Here is a 17,926-nt window from a genome sequence, read left to right on the forward strand (position 1 = left end):
GAAAGGGGTAAGATAAAGTGCGTCAGAGAAGATGGGCTTACTCCAAGACTGTTTTAACGCTGTTTTTTAGAAATTAAGGGAAAACTGCAAACCAATTAAAAGGGGAGAGCCACTGATAAAAATTGCTCTGTCTTTAATGGAATAAGAGACAGGTGGTATCCAGAAAACTAGGGGCACCGCTCTAAAAGTTTATATATGTAGCCTGCCAACTTTGTGCTGTCTTGGCTCTACAACTGACCACGCAATCCTGCCGGAGGCTCCGACGAGTCTGGAGACTCGCGCCAGTTTACTTTACACCCGTGAGGTCTTGGATGCCTCACAGGTGATGTGTTTTGAGCCCGTTTTCCGCAAAAAAGCCCCCAAACGCATCATCTCCTGTACAAGATCAATTACTAATATAGAGTCTACACAACTCTACCTAGTAATCCTATTATAGACCATAGTTGTAAAGGGGCATAGACTGCCGAAAAGGATGATGCCTAATCGTAAAACTAAAAATGATCTTGGAGGCAAGAAACGGGATGAAAGCGACGGAACCTCCTTACAAACGATTGATAGAACTATTTAGAGTGAGTAGTGCCGGGGCAGGAAGAAGTATTCAAAGGGATAGGGGAAGAAAGAAGAGAACCGCACAGAAGTGAAAATGAATCAATCCTCCGCAAGGAAGAAGAAAGAGGGCGCGGGTATATACTATGGTAGAGTTTATATACCTATAGGAGGGTACGTAGTTATACGCTAAAATATAGCAAGAAAATAATATGATTTAAACCATAAAACTTAACCAATAATTAAGAGTAGAAGAGTTTGGCCCACCACCGCATGATCACTGTCTTCTTGGTTGCTGCTGAATAGTAGTAGTAATTTATAAAGTTTCTAAATAGGGCTTAAATAGGCTGTAACAAAGGTTTATGCTAGAAAAACAGCTTTTTGCCAGAGGGTTTTAATACCCTAAAATAAGGAATATTGTGTTTGATTAATGGTGTGCGGATAGTAAGTTTGTGGCCGTAATGTACTTTCACTATTCTTAAACACTACAATTTAGCTATGATTAGCTGTAAAAAGAGAGCAAAATATACTTTCCTACTCCCTTTTCTCTTTATCTTCTTTGTCCTTTCATCTGCCTTCGCGCAAGGGACGCAAGAGATGGGGGTTGAAGGGACGGCTGGTGTGACTCCGGCTCCGGCAGCGCCGGCGGCTGGCGCAGGAGGCGGTGCAGACGCCGGTGTTATTGACAACGGCATGACTCTTTTCAAAAACAACTGTGTCCAGTGTCACTCAGTGGGAACAGATGTGGTGGTGGGGCCCGGTTTGCATGATGTGCACAAAAGGAGATCAGAGGCCTGGCTCATAAAATGGATCAAGAATCCTAGCGCGCTCATCCAAAGCGGAGACAAAGATGCGGTTGCCATTTTCAACGAGTACAGCAAGCAGCAGATGCCTGCGTTCGCGTTCTCTGATGAGGAGCTTAAGTCTATTATCGCCTACATAGCCAGCGAAAGTGCCACCCCGGCAGAGGTGTCCGCTGCGCCATCTGGCGGGCCAGACACAGAGGCAGGTCAAAATGTGGGTACTGACGCGGTAGGCAATGTGGGGGGTACCGTAGACCTTCTGCTAATAGTGTTGGTAGTAGTGTTGATCGTGCTGGTGATTACCCTATTGATTATTGCCTCCGTTCTTAAGAATTACCTCAAAAGCAAAGGTGATTTAACCGGGGCTGAGCAAGAGATGCTGGAGCGTAGAACTAACTTTGCCAATATCTATAAGTCTAAAGCGGTAAGAATTATTGTAGGGCTTATTTTTGTAGTAGTGTTGGTAGATATTTCCATTGATAAAGTAATGGGGGTTGGTATTCAGCAAGGCTATGCGCCAAGACAGCCCATCGCTTTCTCCCATAAACTGCACGCTGGTGACCACCAGATCAACTGTAACTATTGCCACACCTCTGTCTATAAGAGTGCCAGTGCCAATATTCCTTCGGCGAACATCTGTATGAACTGCCATAGCCAGATCAAAAAAGAATCGCCCGAAATCCAGAAAATCTATCGTGCAATTGAGAACAACAAGCCAATTGAGTGGGTGCGGGTACACAACCTTCCAGATTTGGCATACTTCAACCACTCCCAGCACACAAAAGTGGGTGGCGTAGAATGCCAGACTTGCCATGGCCCTATTGAAACCATGGAAGTGGTAGCCCAATACTCGCCATTGACCATGGGCTGGTGTATTGACTGTCACCGGAATACCCCTCTTAATACCGAAGGTAACGCTTACTATGACAACTTAGTGAAGTTGCATGAGAAGCAATCTAAAGGCGCATTCGTGGTTGCGTCACAGGGTGGTACAGAATGTTCTAAGTGCCACTACTAATTAATTCCATATCCTGAATTTGAGTTTTTGAGATATATGCAAGAAACAATTAAATACTGGAGAGGGGTAGAGGAGTTAAACAATACTCCGGAATTCCAGAAGCATGCTCATAACGAGTTTCCTGAGTTCCTGCCAGTAAGTGAGACCAGTGAAGGGGATACCTCTTCCCCAGTGGCTCCAAGACGAGATTTCTTAAAACTACTAGGCTTTGGTGTGGCAGCAGCTACGCTGGCTTCCTGCGAGGCACCGGTGCGTAAAGCTATCCCGTACCTGAACAAGCCAGAAGAAGTAGAGCCAGGTATTCCTAATTGGTATGCCTCTACTTATTTCATGGGGGATATCTACAACCCGGTGTTGGTGAAAACCCGGGAAGGCCGTCCTATCAAAATAGAGGGGAACACCCTTTCCCCAATTACCGGGGGCGGTACACACGCGCGTTCACAGGCATCTTTGTTGAGCCTGTATGATAATAACCGCTTGAAAGGGCCACTTGCCAAAGGGAAGGAAACTTCGTGGAAAACCATTGACCAGGAGATCCGCACCCGCTTAACCGGGGTACAAGGAAGAGTGGTTCTGGTGTCCAACACCATCATCAGCCCAAGTACAAAAGCGGTGATTCGTGATTTCGGCGCTCAGTTCCCGGCTTTTGAGCACGTTACGTATGATGCTAATTCTGCTTCTGCATTACTTAGAGCAAACGGCGGACTTGTGCCAGGCTATGATTTCAGCAAGGCCAGAGTAATTGTATCAATTGGCGCTGATTTCCTGGGAACCTGGATTTCTCCCGTAGAGTATTCAAGACAATACATCACTAACCGTAAAGTAACCGCTGACAAGCCAACTATGTCCCGTCATTACCAGTTTGAGACGTTTTTGTCTATGACTGGTGCTAACGCTGATGTTAGAGTGCCTGTTAAGCCCTCTGAATACGGGGCGGTCATAGCTGCCTTATATAACAGAGTAGCCGGTGGAACCGGTGGAGCCGCTATTCAGGCGCCATCTATCAGAGTAGCCAAACAAATTGATGCCGCCGCCAATGAATTGCTGGCTAACCGGGGGGGTGCCTTGGTGGTTTCTGACTCTAACGACCCAGCTGTTCAAACCTTGGTAACCGCTATCAATGGTGCTTTAGGGGCAAACGGAACTACCATCAATACCGCTGCCCCTTCCTATGTTCGTCAGGGAGATGATGCCCGCATGTTGCGCCTCATCAATGACATGAACAATGGTGGCGTTGGTGCAGTGATCTTCTACGGTGCTAACCCGGTATATGATCACCCACTTAGCCAACAAGTAGTAAATGGTCTTAAGAAAGTAGGTGTAAAAATCTCTTTTGCAGACAGAGTAGATGAGACAGCTAGTCTGGTGGATTATGTTTGCCCAGACAGCCACTTCTTAGAGTCATGGAATGACTATGAACCCAAGAGAGGTTTCTTAAGCTTGGCTCAGCCAACTATTACCACTATTTTCAATACAAGACAGGCTCAGGATTCATTGTTGAAGTGGACTGGCTCTACTTCTGATTTCTACACTGTTATTCAGCGTACCTGGTCTGGTATTGTAGGCGGAGGTGCCGCCTGGGATAGAGCGGCACATGATGGTGTAGCCACTGGCACTACCGGGGCCAACGAGCCAACGGCGCCTGCTGCCCCTATGACCTTAGCCGCTGCTGCGGTAAGCCTTAACAGGGCAGGTAGAACCGGAGGCAATGCCATTGAACTGGAAATCTATGAGAAAGTAGCTATAGGAGCAGGCCAACATTCCAACAACCCATGGTTGCAGGAGATGTCTGATCCAACTACTAAAGCTACCTGGGACAACTATGTTGCCATTTCACCTGCCACGGCTAAGAGATTAGAGATTGAGCAGAATGATGTTGTAAGAGTAACAGCGAAAGGCAAATCAATTGAGTTGCCAGCTCTTGTTCAGCCGGGTCAAGCCCCTGACACCATCGCTATTGCTATTGGGTATGGTCGTACGCATGCCGGACAGGCCGCCAACAATGTAGGAGCAAACGTGTATCCGTTGGCAGCTGTAGCTGGAGACAGCTTGCTGTTCTCCAACACGGTAGAACTGACCAAGGTAGGTGCTGATAAGCCAATTGCCCAGACGCAGACGCACCACACGGTAATGGGTCGTATTGTGGTGCAGGAAAACACCCTTGCAAACTACAAGAAAGATCCTAAGAGTGTCACTGAATACATCCGCATCGCTACTCCAGACGGGCCGCAAAAGCCTCAGAAGATATCGCTCTGGCAAGACTACGAGTACAAGAACCACCATTGGGGGATGGTCATCGACCTTAACTCTTGTATTGGTTGCGGTACTTGTACCATCAGCTGTCAGGTAGAAAATAACGTACCGGTAGTAGGAAAGCAAGAGGTACTGAACCGTCGCGAGATGCACTGGTTGCGTATTGACCGTTACTACAGCAGTGATGCAACCCGTGAAGACGGCGGCTTCGAGAAGATGGAGAATCCTTCTGAGAACCCATCGGTTATTTTCCAACCCATGCTTTGCCAGCACTGTAACCACGCGCCATGTGAAACGGTATGCCCGGTAGCTGCAACCATGCACAGCACAGAAGGTATCAACCAAATGGTGTATAACCGTTGCGTAGGAACCCGCTATTGCGCAAACAACTGCCCGTATAAAGTACGTCGTTTCAACTGGTTCAACTACGCCAACAACGAGAAGTTCGATTACCAAATGAACAACGACCTCGGCAAAATGGTGTTGAATCCAGACGTAACCGTACGTTCACGCGGGGTGATGGAGAAATGTTCTTTCTGCGTTCAGCGTATTCAATATGGTAAATTAGAGGCGAAGAAAGAAAGCCGCCGTCCGGTTGATGGTGAAATCGTGACCGCATGTGCGCAGGCTTGTCCAACCAACGCCATCATCTTTGGAGATATGCTGGATCCAAACAGCCAGGTATCACAAATTTTGAAACGCGAGCAAGGTGAGCGTGCTTTCCACGTACTGGAAGAGTTGAACACTCAACCCAACGTGACTTACTTAACCAAAATCAGAAACCAAGCTTAATTTAACTCAAAAAGATATATGCAGCACGTATCTCCGATAAGAGAGCCCTTAGTAACTGGGGGTAAAACTTATGCAGACATCACGGAAGACGTATGCCGGCAGGTGGAAGCCAAGCCGAATGTGCGCTGGATGATGGCCCTGGGGGTTTCTCTGGTTTTTCTAGGTGTCTTTCTCTACTCCGTATACCGTACCCTGTGGTTTGGTATAGGGGAGTGGGGCTTGAATAAAACGGTAGGTTGGGCATGGGACATCACCAACTTCGTATGGTGGGTGGGTATTGGCCACGCCGGTACTCTCATCTCCGCTATCTTGCTGTTGTTCCGTCAGAAATGGAGAACCTCCATCAACCGCGCCGCTGAGGCGATGACCATTTTTGCGGTAATCTGCGCGGCCATGTTCCCGGTACTGCACATGGGCCGTCCTTGGCTGGCGTACTGGGTATTGCCGCTTCCTAACACGTTTGGTTCCCTGTGGGTGAACTTCAACTCCCCGCTTCTTTGGGACGTGTTCGCGATCAGTACCTATTTCTCTGTGTCTCTTGTTTTCTGGTACATTGGTTTGATCCCGGACTTTGCTACCATTCGTGACAGAGCTACCGGGCCCATCGCGCGCAGAGCCTATGCTTTGTTAAGCATGAATTGGACAGGCTCTGCCAAACACTGGTCACGCTATGAGACCGTTTCCCTGATCCTGGCTGGTCTGGCTACCCCACTGGTACTTTCGGTACACACCATTGTATCTATGGACTTTGCCACCTCCGTGATTCCAGGTTGGCACACCACTATTTTCCCCCCTTACTTCGTGGCAGGTGCGATCTTCTCCGGTTTCGCGATGGTATTGACGTTGATGATCATTACCCGCAAAGTGTTCAAACTGGAAGATTACATCACGTTAGAGCACGTAGAGTCCATGAACAAGGTAATCACCTTAACGGGTTCTATTGTAGGGGTGGCATATATCACAGAGTTTTTCATCGCCTGGTATTCAGGGGTAGAGTATGAGCAGTACGCGTTCATCAACCGGGCAACCGGCCCATACTGGTGGGCTTACTGGTCTATGATGACCTGTAACGTAATCACACCGCAGCTTTTCTGGTTCAGATCAATCCGCCGGAGCTTAACCGCTACGTTCATCATTTCCATCTTCGTAAACATAGGGATGTGGTTTGAACGCTTCGTGATCATCGTGACATCTCTGCACCGTGACTTCTTACCATCTAGCTGGGTAATGTTCTCCCCAACCAGCATTGATGTGGGAGTATATGTAGGAACCATAGGCTTGTTCTTCACCTTGTTCCTTCTTTTCGCCAAGTTCTTCCCGGTGGTGAACATGGCCGAAGTGAAATCTATTTTGAAGTCATCTTCTGGGGTGAGCCACACGCATAACCCTGGCGCATCCTTGCATGGCACAGCACCTAATAACTCTCACAAACATGACTAGTAAGAAATATATACTCGGTGTATTTGAAGACGAGGATGTGCTGCTGGACGCCATTGAAAAAACGCGCGCGGCAGGCACTAAGATCTACGATGTATTCTCACCCTACCCTATTCACGGAATTGATGATGTGTTAGGAATCCAGCGCTCCAGACTACCCATCGTAGCCTTCTTCTGTGGGCTTTGCGGGACGTCATTCGCCCTCTGGATGCAAATTTACATGCTGGGGTTTGACTGGCCAATGATTATTGGTGGAAAGCCACACATTGCATTGCCAAGCTTTATTCCGGTAACCTTTGAGTTAACGGTACTTTTTGCGGCTTTTGGGATGGTAATTACGTTCTTCATCATAAGTGGCTTACGTCCTACCTTGAAAGTACCGGTAATGGATGTGCGGTCTACAGATGACAAATACGTGATGGCAATTGAGTTGAAAGAAGGGACTGATATCAGTAAATTGAATGATCTTCTCCGTTCAAACGGGGCTATTGAAGTTAACGAGAAGGAGGTAGTTAAATAATGGACAATTTCTTTAGAACAGGGGCAAAGGCCTCCTTGATTCTTTTCTCTTCTGCTCTTCTTGCTTCTTGTGGCAATAACGATCAGGACCCTGGGCTTGAGTACGCACCGGATATGTATTATCCCGTCTCATATGAGCCACTGAAGCAGTTAGCGGACAATAAAAACGCCATCAATCCAGGTGGGTTGAACATGCGGGTTCCAGCGGCTAATACTATCGCAAGAGGGAAACTTGGGTATTACATCCATATTTCCAAAGATAGTGCTGAAGCAGCAGGCCGTGAACTGGTGAACCCTATAGCCAGAAGCACACAAAACATTGAAGAAGGCAAGACACTTTACCTCCGCTTCTGTTCGCCGTGCCACGGGGAAACAGGTCAGGGCGATGGACTAGTAGGAGCCAAGTTCAAAGGGGTGCCAAACTTTGCCCAAGGACGTTACGTGACCTTACCTGCAGGCCATATCTTTCACGTGATCACAAATGGCCGTGGACGTATGATGCCCCACGGAACCCAGGTGAATCCACAGGAACGTTGGAAGATTGCCATGTATGTGCAGCAGTTGCAAAAGGGCATCACAGATGCCAGCGGAGCTGATGCGACAGATACAGGCTCTCAATCTACCGATGCTCCAGCTGGCGCAAGTACGACCGAGAATACAAATCCAGTAACAGGTACTACGGCAGACCCAACCAAGGACACGCGTAACTAACCTAAAAAGGTATTTTAGAAATGATAACTGAAGAAAGACTAAGTATCCCTGCAGGAGCCACCAAGCGGTTCTTCTACATGATAGCTATTGGGTTGGTACTCTTAGTAGCCGGTCTTATCATCGCTGCAAATTTCAGCGGAGGACATGGAGAAGCACACGGGGCAGCGGCAGGACATCATGCCGCTGGCTGGGGACAGCGCTTACTAGCTAACCTCTGGCTGAACAACGTGTACTTTACTGGTATTGCCGTTGTAGGAGTGTTATTCGTAGCCATTCAATATGTAGCTTATGCGGGCTGGTCCGTATTGATAAAGCGTGTTCCGGAAGCGTTAGGAAGCTATTTGTTAGTGGGTGGAGTGATTATGTTATTGGTATTCTTACTACCAATCATTTTCACCGGACATAACACCTTGTTCCACTGGACAGATCATTCTGTTCATGAAGTAGGAAACCCGAATTATGATCCAATCATTGTTGGTAAAAGCGGTTACTTGAACATTCCGTTCTATGTGATTAGAATGGTCGCTTATTTCACCTTATGGTTCTTGTTCTTCAAGTGGTTGAGAAAAGAATCAATGGCTGAGGATTTGAACGGCGGTTTAGATCACTATAATAAAAGCATTAGATTAGGAGCTACTTTCCTGGTTGTTTTTGGGGTTACTTCCTCTATGTCTGCCTGGGATTGGGTTTTGTCAATTGACACACACTGGTTCAGTACCATGTTTGGATGGTATGTATTTGCAAGCTGGTGGGTTTCTGGCCTGGCTGCTATTACATTGACCATCATTTTCCTAAAGCAAATGGGCTACATGAAGATGGTTACTTCTAACCACTTGCATGATTTAGGAAAGTTCCTGTTTGGTTTCAGTATTTTCTGGACGTATATCTGGTTCTCTCAGTTCATGCTTTACTGGTACGCCAACATACCAGAAGAAGTAATCTATTTCCAGGAGCGTCTAGGAGGGAACAACAACCATTATACATGGATTTTCTTCTTTAACCTTGTTATAAACTTTGCGTTCCCTTTCCTGGTTTTAATGACAAGAGATGCAAAGCGTCAAATGATCATGCTAAAGATCGTGTGTATCGCTATCCTTATTGGTCACTGGTTTGACTTCTATTTGATGATCATGCCTGGAACGATGCGCGGAGAGAGTGGCTTTGGGCTAATTGAGGTTGGTACGGCATTAACCTTCCTGGGTATCTTCTTGCTGAGATTCACAAAAGAATTAAGCAAGGCCTCGTTGGTTCCTGTAAACCATCCGTTCCTGGAAGAAAGTATTCACCACCACGTTTAAGACTTACATTTAAAGATACGGATAATGATTACAATTGTAGTAGCACTATCAATCCTCCTTTTACTGGTCGTCCTATACCTTTTATTTAGGATCCAGGTATTGGCTTCTATCTTCAAAGGGAGCTATAGACGTGACATTGGTAAGAGCAATAAAGTGAATGCCATACTAATGCTGGTTTTTCTCTTCGTTATGGGAGCCCTTTTTGTCTGGTCTTTCATGGATTCATGGGATGATATGGTTCTTCCAATTGCTTCTGTGCATGGTGTAGACATTGACAGCATGTTCTGGCTGACCATGGCGGTGATTGGATTCGTATTCGCCCTGACTCACATCTTGTTGTTTATTTACTCTTATAAGTATCAGCACCAAGAAAGTAAGAGAGCATACTACTATCCACATAATAATAAAATAGAGATTATCTGGACGGTTATTCCAGCGGTCGTGATGGCTCTGTTAGTGTTTTCAGGATGGAAAACCTGGGCCAAAATCACCAGCCCTGCGCCAGAGAACGCCGTAGTGGTGGAAATAATGGGAAAACAGTTCAACTGGCTGGTTCGCTACCCTGGTGCCGATAACAAGCTAGGTCACGTGAAGCACACCTTGATTGATGCCACTAACGAGTTCGGTCTTGATTTGAATGACCAGAACGCAAAAGACGATTTCCCGGGAGAACCAAGTGCGTTCCACGTGCCAAAAGGAACTCCGGTGTTATTGAAAATCAGAGCCAGAGACGTCATTCACAGCGTATTCTTGCCTCACTTCCGGGTGAAGATGGATGCTGTACCCGGTATGCCTACTTCATTTTGGTTCATTCCTACAAAAACTACTTCTGAAATGCAGTCAGAAACTGGAAACGCGAATTTTCAGTATGAGTTAGCGTGTACAGAAGTATGTGGTCGTGGTCACTTCGCCATGAAGATGACGATGATTGTAGATGAGCCCGAAGAGTATCAGAAATGGGTGGCTAGCCAACAGAAGAAAACTTTCTCGACTCAGTTACAGGCAGCACCTGCTGACAGCACCGCCGCTGTGGCTGTGAATTCCACTTCTGGTGCCGCAGGAGCAATTGCATCTGCATCAAAACAATAATTATAATCTTTTAAAAGTATTGTATGTCTAGTACTGATATTTTACATAAAGATGTTCACTTAGAACATGACGATCATCATGATGATCATCATGATCAGAGCTTCCTAGAGAAGTACATCTTTAGCCAGGATCATAAAGTAATTGCGAAGCAATTCTTGTTCGCAGGTATTTTCTGGGCAATCATTGGAGGGCTTCTCTCCAGCTTGTTCCGGATGCAGCTTGGTTTTCCAGAGGCTACGTTCACTTTCATGGAGCCACTTCTGGGTAAGTGGGTAGACGGAGGAAAGCTTAATCCAGAGTTTTATCTGGCCTTGGTCACCATGCACGGAACCATCATGGTATTCTTCGTGCTTACTGCCGGGTTAAGTGGTACTTTCAGTAACTTCTTAATTCCGTTGCAGATTGGAGCCCGTGACATGGCCTCCGGCTTTATGAACATGCTGTCCTTCTGGTTTTTCTTTGTGGCCAGTGTGATCATGTTTTACTCTTTGTTCTTAGAAACTGGCCCCGCCGGTGGTGGATGGACGGTATACCCGCCGTTAAGTGCTTTGCCACAGGCAATAGCAGGCTCAGGAACCGGTATGACCATGTGGTTAATAAGTATGGCGCTTTTCATTGTGTCACAGTTGTTAGGAGGAGTAAACTATATTACCACCGTCATCAACATGCGAACGCGTGGTTTATCCATGACTAAGCTGCCTTTAACCATCTGGGCATTTTTCCTGACAGCTGTATTAGGCTTGTTAGCCTTCCCCGTGCTGTTGTCTGCCGCTTTGCTGTTGATTTTTGACCGCTCTTTTGGTACCAGCTTCTTCTTGTCTGATATCTATGTGGCTGGTGAAGCATTGACGAATACTGGTGGTAGCCCTGTATTGTTCCAGCACTTATTCTGGTTCTTAGGTCACCCTGAAGTGTACATAGTGATTCTGCCAACGTTTGGTATCGTTTCTGAGGTGATTGCGACCAACGCCCGTAAGCCTATCTTCGGATACCGCGCCATGATTGGATCAATGCTAGGTATTTCCCTGCTTTCCTTTATTGTATGGGCCCACCACATGTTCGTTTCTGGGATGAACCCTTTCTTAGGTTCTGTCTTCATGTTCCTAACGTTGATTATTGCAGTACCGTCAGCGGTGAAAGTATTTAACTGGCTGGCTACGCTCTGGCGGGGTAATATCAATTTCACCCCAGCCATGCTGTTCTCCGTTGCTTTCGTGTCCCTGTTTATCTCTGGGGGGGTAACAGGTATCATCTTAGGTAACTCTGCTCTGGACATTCAGTTACACGATACGTACTTTGTGGTGGCTCACTTCCACTTGGTAATGGGGAGTGCCGCGTTCTTCGGTATGTTTGCCGGGGTGTACCACTGGTTCCCTAAGATGTTTGGTCGCATGATTGATGAGAAACTAGGCTACGTGCACTTCTGGATTACCTTTGTGGGCGTGTACCTGATCTTTATGCCGATGCACTATATTGGGATAGCTGGTTTCCCGAGAAGATATTATTCCTGGACTGGATTTGAGACTTTCAACAAGTTCATGGACATGAACACGTTCATTACCGTAGCCGCCATTATAGCGTTTGCTGCCCAGTTCATCTTTTTATTTAATTTCTTCTACAGCATTTTCAGAGGCAGAAGAGCCACCGAAAACCCATGGAAATCAAATACATTGGAATGGACAACCCCAGTGAACCCGGGCCACGGTAACTGGCCAGGTCCGCTACCAGTGGTGTACAGATGGCCTTATGACTATAGCAAACCAGGTGCGCCTCAAGATTTTATTCCGCAGAACGTACCTTACTCTCAGACGCAGTCATCTAACTTGCCGCATGAGAGAGACACTGAATAGTAATGAGAGATAAATCTTTTATTGATAAAAGGTTTAAGCGTATAGGAGTACTTACTATTGCTTCGGTTTATATTTTAATCTTAGTAGGGGGGATCGTTCGCAGCACAGGTTCCGGGATGGGGTGCCCAGACTGGCCGAAGTGTTTCGGATCATGGGTCCCCCCCACTAGTTTAGAACAGTTACCTTCTGATTACCTGGAGGTATACAAAGAAAAGCGGATTCAGAAGAATGAACGAATAGGCAGAGTTCTTCAGGAGATTGGCTTTGCTGAAGTTGCCCAGAAAATTTTTGCTCATCCGTCTCAGTACATAGAGACGGAATTCAATGCCACTAAAACTTGGATTGAATATGTGAATAGATTGGTAGGAGTGGTAATAGGGCTATTGATTTTTTTGACAGTTCTTTACTCGTTTCCCTTTCTTAAAACAGACCCAAAGATTTTCTGGGGAGCAGTTGCCTCTTTTGTGCTGGTTCTTTTCCAGGGATGGCTTGGTTCACTTGTGGTATCAACCAACCTGCTTCCAGAGATGGTAACGTTGCACATGGCGCTGGCTTTGGTACTGTTGGCTTTTCTGATCTACATTGTCGTGAGAGTCCAACGCGAGAAATTGTATGGTCATTTTGCACTCGCCTCTGGCAGCTTAAAGTTCTTATTGGTAGCCGTGCTTGCCATTACTTTTGTGCAAGTAATCATTGGAACCCAGGTAAGAGAGGAGGTAGATCTGGTAGCCTTTGATTTGAATAATCAAGCGAGAGAAACCTGGATTGAGCAATTAGGCACCTCGTTTTACGTGCACCGTTCGCTTTCAATCTTGCTGGTTCTTCTTAATGTGGGGCTGTATTTTTCTGTGAAGAAGCTAGGGAACCCAAGCCTGATGATGATTGTGAAGTCTATACTAGGGGTAATTGCAGCGGAGATTCTTTTAGGGATCGTGCTCGCTTATCTGGCACTGCCCGCTTTTGCGCAACCGCTTCATTTACTGTTTGGAACCCTTTTGTTTGGGCTGCAATTTCTGCTGCTCATGATGTATTATTACGCTCAGAAACCTAATCAACCTACACCCGAATTGGTGGCATAAACACGTTTATGTACGTACAAGACGTAACTTCCAGTGCCCAGGCATCATCGGCTATGAGTAAAGCAACCGCTTATTTTCAACTTTTGAAGTTCAGGCTTTCCGCCACGGTAGCTTTCTCCAGTGCAATTGGCTTTCTCTTAGGCAGACCTGATGCTGCCTGGATGGATACTGCTTTTGTGATACTGGGTGGTTTATTAGTAACCGGTTCTGCCAATATCATCAACCAGATTTTAGAGAAAGACCTGGATAAGTTGATGAAGAGAACCGCTAAGCGTCCTCTCCCTACCGGCGCGGTTTCTGTGCAGGAAGCAATTATCTATTGTGTCTTGCTCTGTCTGGCTGGCGTAGGGTTATTGGGATTGTATTTCAACTGGCTAGCGGCCGCCTTGTCCTTTCTATCGCTGCTTCTGTACGGCTTCTTCTATACACCCTTGAAGCGGCTTTCTCCTATCTGTGTATTTGTAGGAGCAATACCCGGTGGTTTACCGCCCCTTATTGGTTGGGTAGCCGGAACCGGTTATATAGGAGTAGAGGCCTGGATACTATTTGGAATTCAGTTTATCTGGCAATTCCCGCATTTCTGGGCCATTGCCTGGGTGCTGGACGATGATTACAAGAAAGCCGGATTCAGGATGTTACCCATGGCCGGGGGCAAGAACCTGAAAACCGCCATCCAGATCATGATCTACACGTTACTGCTTATTCCGCTGGGCTTGCTGCCCATGCAGTTTGGGATGGCAGGGAAAACCTCTGCTTTTATAGCGGTAGTATGTGGTGTTTTATTTTTGATGCAGACGTTCTATCTCATGCATACCTGCTCTAAAAGGGCAGCCATGAACATCATGTTTGGTTCGTTTTTATACTTGCCTATTGTGCAGATTGCGTTTGTGGTAGACAGCTTATAAAGGAGTTAGGAATGATAATGAATCCCGAAATACAGGCAGAGCAACGACGGGTGAATCCCTTGAAGTTCATGCTGATCTTATTAATAGTAAGCATTGTCATGATGTTTGCAGCTTTCACCAGTGCCTACATTGTGCGCCGTGAAGAAGGAAACTGGCTTGAGTTTGACTTGCCATGGATCTTATTGCTCAATACGGTAGTGCTGGTGCTGAGCAGTATCTTTATGCAGTGGGCGTACGTCTCTGCCAAGCGCGACAACCTGAAGAACCTGAAGATCGCTTTGGTGCTAACCATTCTGGCCGGTACTGCTTTTCTTATTGGGCAATGGCAGGGATGGGGAGAACTGGTGCGCAACAATGTCTTTTTTGGAGGAAGCACGGCTAATCCATCTGGTTCTTTTCTTTATGTATTAACCGGTGTGCACGCATTTCACTTGGTCACGGGGTTAATTTTTCTAATTATTGTAGTAATTTCGGCCCTCAGCTACAAAGTGCATTCCAGGAATTTGACCCGTATTGAACTGTGCACCATTTACTGGCACTTCTTAGGGGCCCTTTGGATCTACTTATACGTATTCTTAGTTTTGAACCATTAATAATCCTGTAACACATATGTCGCAAACAACAACCTTTGAGCAGCCGAACACCGGCACCTGGGATGGAGGGAACGAGCCTTTCAAGGTAAGTTATGGTAAACTGATGATGTGGTTTTTCCTCTTATCAGACACCTTCACCTTTGGGGCTTTTCTTACAACCTATGGTTTGGCCCGTCATCGGCACAGAGCCTATGAAGGAACAGCTGACGCGTTCACTTTTTCCACGGAATGGTGGCCAATCCCAGATAAAGTTTTCAATGCCTTCCCTGGGTTCCATGGGGTAGACTGGCCACTGGCGTTTGTTGCCTTAATGACCATGATTCTCATTCTTTCTTCCGTGACCATGGTCTTGGCGGTGGAAGCAGGACACAGAATGGATAAAAACGATGTGCAGAAATGGTTGTTGTGGACGATCTTGTTTGGGTCAATGTTCCTTGGCTGCCAGGCATGGGAGTGGTCTCACTTTATTGCTGGTACAGAGGAAGGAATGAAGCTGGCAGACGGCAGTGTAATCCATGGGGCCAATCTGATCGTAAACCAATATGGGCCACCCTTGTTTGCAGATCTGTTCTTCTTCATCACGGGTTTCCACGGCACGCACGTATTCAGTGGGGTAGTATTGTTGATCATGATTTTCATCAATACCGTGAACGGGGTTTACCACAGAAGAGGACACTATGAAATGGTGGAGAAAGTAGGTCTTTACTGGCACTTTGTAGACTTAGTGTGGGTATTTGTGTTCACCTTCTTCTACTTAGTGTAATTGTTGAATTGATTAAAACGGAATAGACATGGCATCGCATTCACATCATACTGACGAGTTTGCCCACTCTGGTGAAATACCAAAGCCGCAGACAAGAGTTATCTGGAAGACGTTCTTTATTCTCTGCGGGTTAACCGCCATTGAATTCGCGTTCGCTTTCATGATGGAGCCCGGTTCTCTGCGTAACGCAATCTTCATTGGCCTTACCCTTTTCAAGGCATTTTACATAGTAGCTGAATTCATGCACTTGAAGCATGAAACCAAAGGCCTCATCTGGGCAGTGTTGGTACCTACGGTGTTATTGATTTGGTTACTGGTAGCCTTATTGGTAGAAGGTACTTTCTACGGAGAGTCTGTTTTCAATTACTTCGATTAATGAGTCCCAAAAAGGCGCTGGTATTGGGTACACTTTTGTTGTTGCCCGTACTGGCGTTTTTGTTTCTGAAGATGTTCGGAGTGAATAGATTTTCACTCCGAACTTATTTTCCGGCTACGGTAGATTCTACTATGGTAGAGGGGCAGTGGCGGTATGATACCACCTACCATCAAGTGCCTGATTTCCGCCTCATTTCTCAAAACGGGGTTCCTTTCTCGCAGCAAGAGCTGGAAGGGAAAATCTACGTGGCCAACTTCTTTGATACTTCCTGCGGTGTGCCATGTAAACAGATGAGCACGCAACTCTCCAGAGTGCAGGATGCGTTCAGACTGAGGCCGGACGTAAGAATCTTGTCCTATACCATTCACCCGGAGAAAGATACGCCCGAGGTGCTCAAACAGTACGCAGAGAGTTTCAGGGCCGAGCCTACTAAGTGGATTTTCCTGACGGGGCCAAAAGAACAGCTCCAGAGGGTAGCCCAAGCATTTTATTTACCCTCCCAAGACACATCTTCTGAACAGGATAAGCGTCTTTTTCTGGTAGACAAGGAAAAACAGGTGAGGGGAATCTACAATGGAACCGACCCTGCCGACGTTGACAGATTGATTACAGAGATTAACGTACTCCTTTCTGAGTACAACATTGACAATGGAAAATAAAGCCATAGGCAACCCCAACGATACTCGTTACCTGATCATTATTGCCGTACTTTCAGTTATAGTGCCACTGCTGGTGGCATTTCTGCTGTTCATGCCGCAAACCGGGAAACTGGGTGACCTGGACGTTTCTTTCTTACCTAAGCTGCACGCGGTGCTCAACTCGCTTACGGCTCTTGCCCTAATGGTTGGGTATTACCAGATCAAGCGTCAGAACCGGCGGGGGCACCGTTTTGCCATGACCACGGCATTTGTGCTTTCGGCCTTTTTCCTGATTTCGTATGTGACGTACCATTATCAGGCCGCGCCAACGTCGTTCGGGGGGGAGGGAACCATCAAACTCCTCTATTATTTTATTCTGATCACGCACATTATTCTGGCCGCGATCATTGTGCCGCTGGTGCTGTTATCGGTTTATTTCGCGGTGTCTGAGCAGTACGTGCGGCACCGGAAGGTTTCCAGATGGACGTTCCCGCTGTGGCTGTACGTGGCTATTACCGGTGTAGTCGTGTACCTGATGATTTCGCCGTATTATAGTTGAAACTTTACGGTGACAAAGGTGTTCATAAAAGAGAGTTAAGGCGAGAGAGATGAAGAAGAAACATATTTTTTGGCTGGGTGCCCTTTGCTTAATGGTGCTTCTAGCGCTGCAGGCTGAACCCGTACAAGCCCAATGTGCTATGTGTACCGCTTCGGTTCAATCTTCCAGCAATGAGTCTGGTGACAGCATTGCCAATGGCTTGAACAAAGGAATTCTCTACCTGATGGCTATTCCGTACGTGATTGCCGGGTGCGTGGGGTTTTTCTGGTATAAGTACAGCCGGAAAAAATAGTGGGTGCCATTGAGCATCTTACCGCCGGGCTGCAACTGAAGTGCCCGCGTTGCCATCAAGGGCCTATGTTTTCCCATTCTGCTCTCAACCTGAGCAAGTTTGATCAAATGCCCGAGAAATGCCCGGTCTGCGGTTTCCGGTATGAAATTGAGCTGGGTTTCTATTGGGGAGCCATGTACATGAGTTACGGGCTTTCGGTGGTCATCGTATTTTTAGTGGGTATTACCCTTTATTTCCTCGCCAACGACCCGCCTACCTGGGTGTACCTCACCACGGTGGCTACTGTGGTCATTCTGTTTACTCCCCTACTTTTTAGGTATGCCAGGGTGATGATGCTCTATTTCTTCGGGAGTGTTTCCTTTGACCCCAAGTACAAGCAGTCCTAAACAAGCCTGGGCTGCCAGA

General features: G+C 46.7%; 17 protein-coding genes. All 17 read left to right on the forward strand.

What is annotated here, in order from left to right; all coding sequences use genetic code 11:
* The first annotated feature begins 1,143 nt into the window (after positions 1–1,143).
* The 17 genes from HHO50_RS10235 to HHO50_RS10315 all read left to right on the forward strand — a co-directional run bounded on the left by HHO50_RS10235 (position 1,144) and on the right by HHO50_RS10315 (position 17,907).
* Positions 1,144–2,367, forward strand: a complete 1,224-nt coding sequence (locus HHO50_RS10235; protein ID WP_181305916.1) for a c-type cytochrome — start codon at positions 1,144–1,146, stop codon at positions 2,365–2,367.
* A gap of 36 nt (positions 2,368–2,403) precedes the next feature.
* Positions 2,404–5,412 (forward strand): TAT-variant-translocated molybdopterin oxidoreductase, encoded by a 3,009-nt coding sequence (locus tag HHO50_RS10240; RefSeq protein ID WP_181305917.1) that lies wholly within the window; start codon positions 2,404–2,406, stop codon positions 5,410–5,412.
* Positions 5,413–5,430: 18 nt separating this feature from the next.
* Complete coding sequence (nrfD, locus tag HHO50_RS10245; RefSeq protein ID WP_181305918.1) at positions 5,431–6,852, forward strand: NrfD/PsrC family molybdoenzyme membrane anchor subunit; 1,422 nt, start codon at positions 5,431–5,433, stop codon at positions 6,850–6,852.
* The gene (locus HHO50_RS10250; RefSeq protein WP_181305919.1) at positions 6,845–7,369 is read left to right on the forward strand and encodes a DUF3341 domain-containing protein; all 525 of its coding nucleotides are present in this window, start codon (positions 6,845–6,847) and stop codon (positions 7,367–7,369) included. Before nrfD ends, HHO50_RS10250 begins: the two co-directional genes overlap by 8 nt.
* Positions 7,369–8,079, forward strand: coding sequence for a cytochrome c (locus HHO50_RS10255; protein ID WP_181305920.1), 711 nt, complete (start codon positions 7,369–7,371; stop codon positions 8,077–8,079). The genes HHO50_RS10250 and HHO50_RS10255 overlap by 1 nt, the downstream gene beginning before the upstream one ends.
* A gap of 20 nt (positions 8,080–8,099) precedes the next feature.
* Positions 8,100–9,377, forward strand: a complete 1,278-nt coding sequence (locus tag HHO50_RS10260) for a quinol:cytochrome C oxidoreductase (RefSeq protein WP_219921504.1) — start codon at positions 8,100–8,102, stop codon at positions 9,375–9,377.
* A 24-nt stretch (positions 9,378–9,401) separates the two neighbouring features.
* On the forward strand, positions 9,402–10,466 hold the full coding sequence (locus tag HHO50_RS10265) for a cytochrome c oxidase subunit II (protein WP_181305921.1): 1,065 nt from the start codon (positions 9,402–9,404) through the stop codon (positions 10,464–10,466).
* A gap of 23 nt (positions 10,467–10,489) precedes the next feature.
* Positions 10,490–12,316 carry a cbb3-type cytochrome c oxidase subunit I gene (locus tag HHO50_RS10270; RefSeq protein ID WP_181305922.1) on the forward strand — a complete coding sequence of 609 codons (1,827 nt, stop codon included), beginning with the start codon at positions 10,490–10,492 and terminating at the stop codon, positions 12,314–12,316.
* 2 nt (positions 12,317–12,318) lie between these two features.
* Positions 12,319–13,395: a heme A synthase gene (locus HHO50_RS10275; protein ID WP_181305923.1), complete on the forward strand. Its 1,077-nt coding sequence runs from the start codon at positions 12,319–12,321 to the stop codon at positions 13,393–13,395.
* Between the two features lie 8 nt (positions 13,396–13,403).
* Complete coding sequence (cyoE, locus tag HHO50_RS10280; RefSeq protein WP_255478675.1) at positions 13,404–14,300, forward strand: heme o synthase; 897 nt, start codon at positions 13,404–13,406, stop codon at positions 14,298–14,300.
* A gap of 17 nt (positions 14,301–14,317) precedes the next feature.
* Positions 14,318–14,893, forward strand: a complete 576-nt coding sequence (locus HHO50_RS10285) for a cytochrome c oxidase subunit 3 (protein WP_181305924.1) — start codon at positions 14,318–14,320, stop codon at positions 14,891–14,893.
* A 16-nt stretch (positions 14,894–14,909) separates the two neighbouring features.
* Positions 14,910–15,656, forward strand: a complete 747-nt coding sequence (locus HHO50_RS10290) for a cytochrome c oxidase subunit 3 (protein ID WP_181305925.1) — start codon at positions 14,910–14,912, stop codon at positions 15,654–15,656.
* A 28-nt stretch (positions 15,657–15,684) separates the two neighbouring features.
* Positions 15,685–16,032, forward strand: coding sequence for a cytochrome C oxidase subunit IV family protein (locus HHO50_RS10295; RefSeq protein ID WP_181305926.1), 348 nt, complete (start codon positions 15,685–15,687; stop codon positions 16,030–16,032).
* Positions 16,032–16,691, forward strand: coding sequence for an SCO family protein (locus HHO50_RS10300; protein WP_181305927.1), 660 nt, complete (start codon positions 16,032–16,034; stop codon positions 16,689–16,691). Before HHO50_RS10295 ends, HHO50_RS10300 begins: the two co-directional genes overlap by 1 nt.
* Positions 16,681–17,229, forward strand: a complete 549-nt coding sequence (locus HHO50_RS10305) for a DUF420 domain-containing protein (RefSeq protein ID WP_181305928.1) — start codon at positions 16,681–16,683, stop codon at positions 17,227–17,229. Before HHO50_RS10300 ends, HHO50_RS10305 begins: the two co-directional genes overlap by 11 nt.
* Positions 17,230–17,278: 49 nt before the next feature.
* Positions 17,279–17,521, forward strand: coding sequence for a hypothetical protein (locus HHO50_RS10310; protein WP_181305929.1), 243 nt, complete (start codon positions 17,279–17,281; stop codon positions 17,519–17,521).
* Positions 17,522–17,586: 65 nt separating this feature from the next.
* Positions 17,587–17,907, forward strand: coding sequence for a DUF983 domain-containing protein (locus HHO50_RS10315; protein WP_255478676.1), 321 nt, complete (start codon positions 17,587–17,589; stop codon positions 17,905–17,907).
* Positions 17,908–17,926: the final 19 nt, after the last annotated feature.

It is taken from the genome of Rufibacter sp. XAAS-G3-1 (genome assembly GCF_013623775.1).
Lineage (GTDB): Bacteria > Bacteroidota > Bacteroidia > Cytophagales > Hymenobacteraceae > Nibribacter.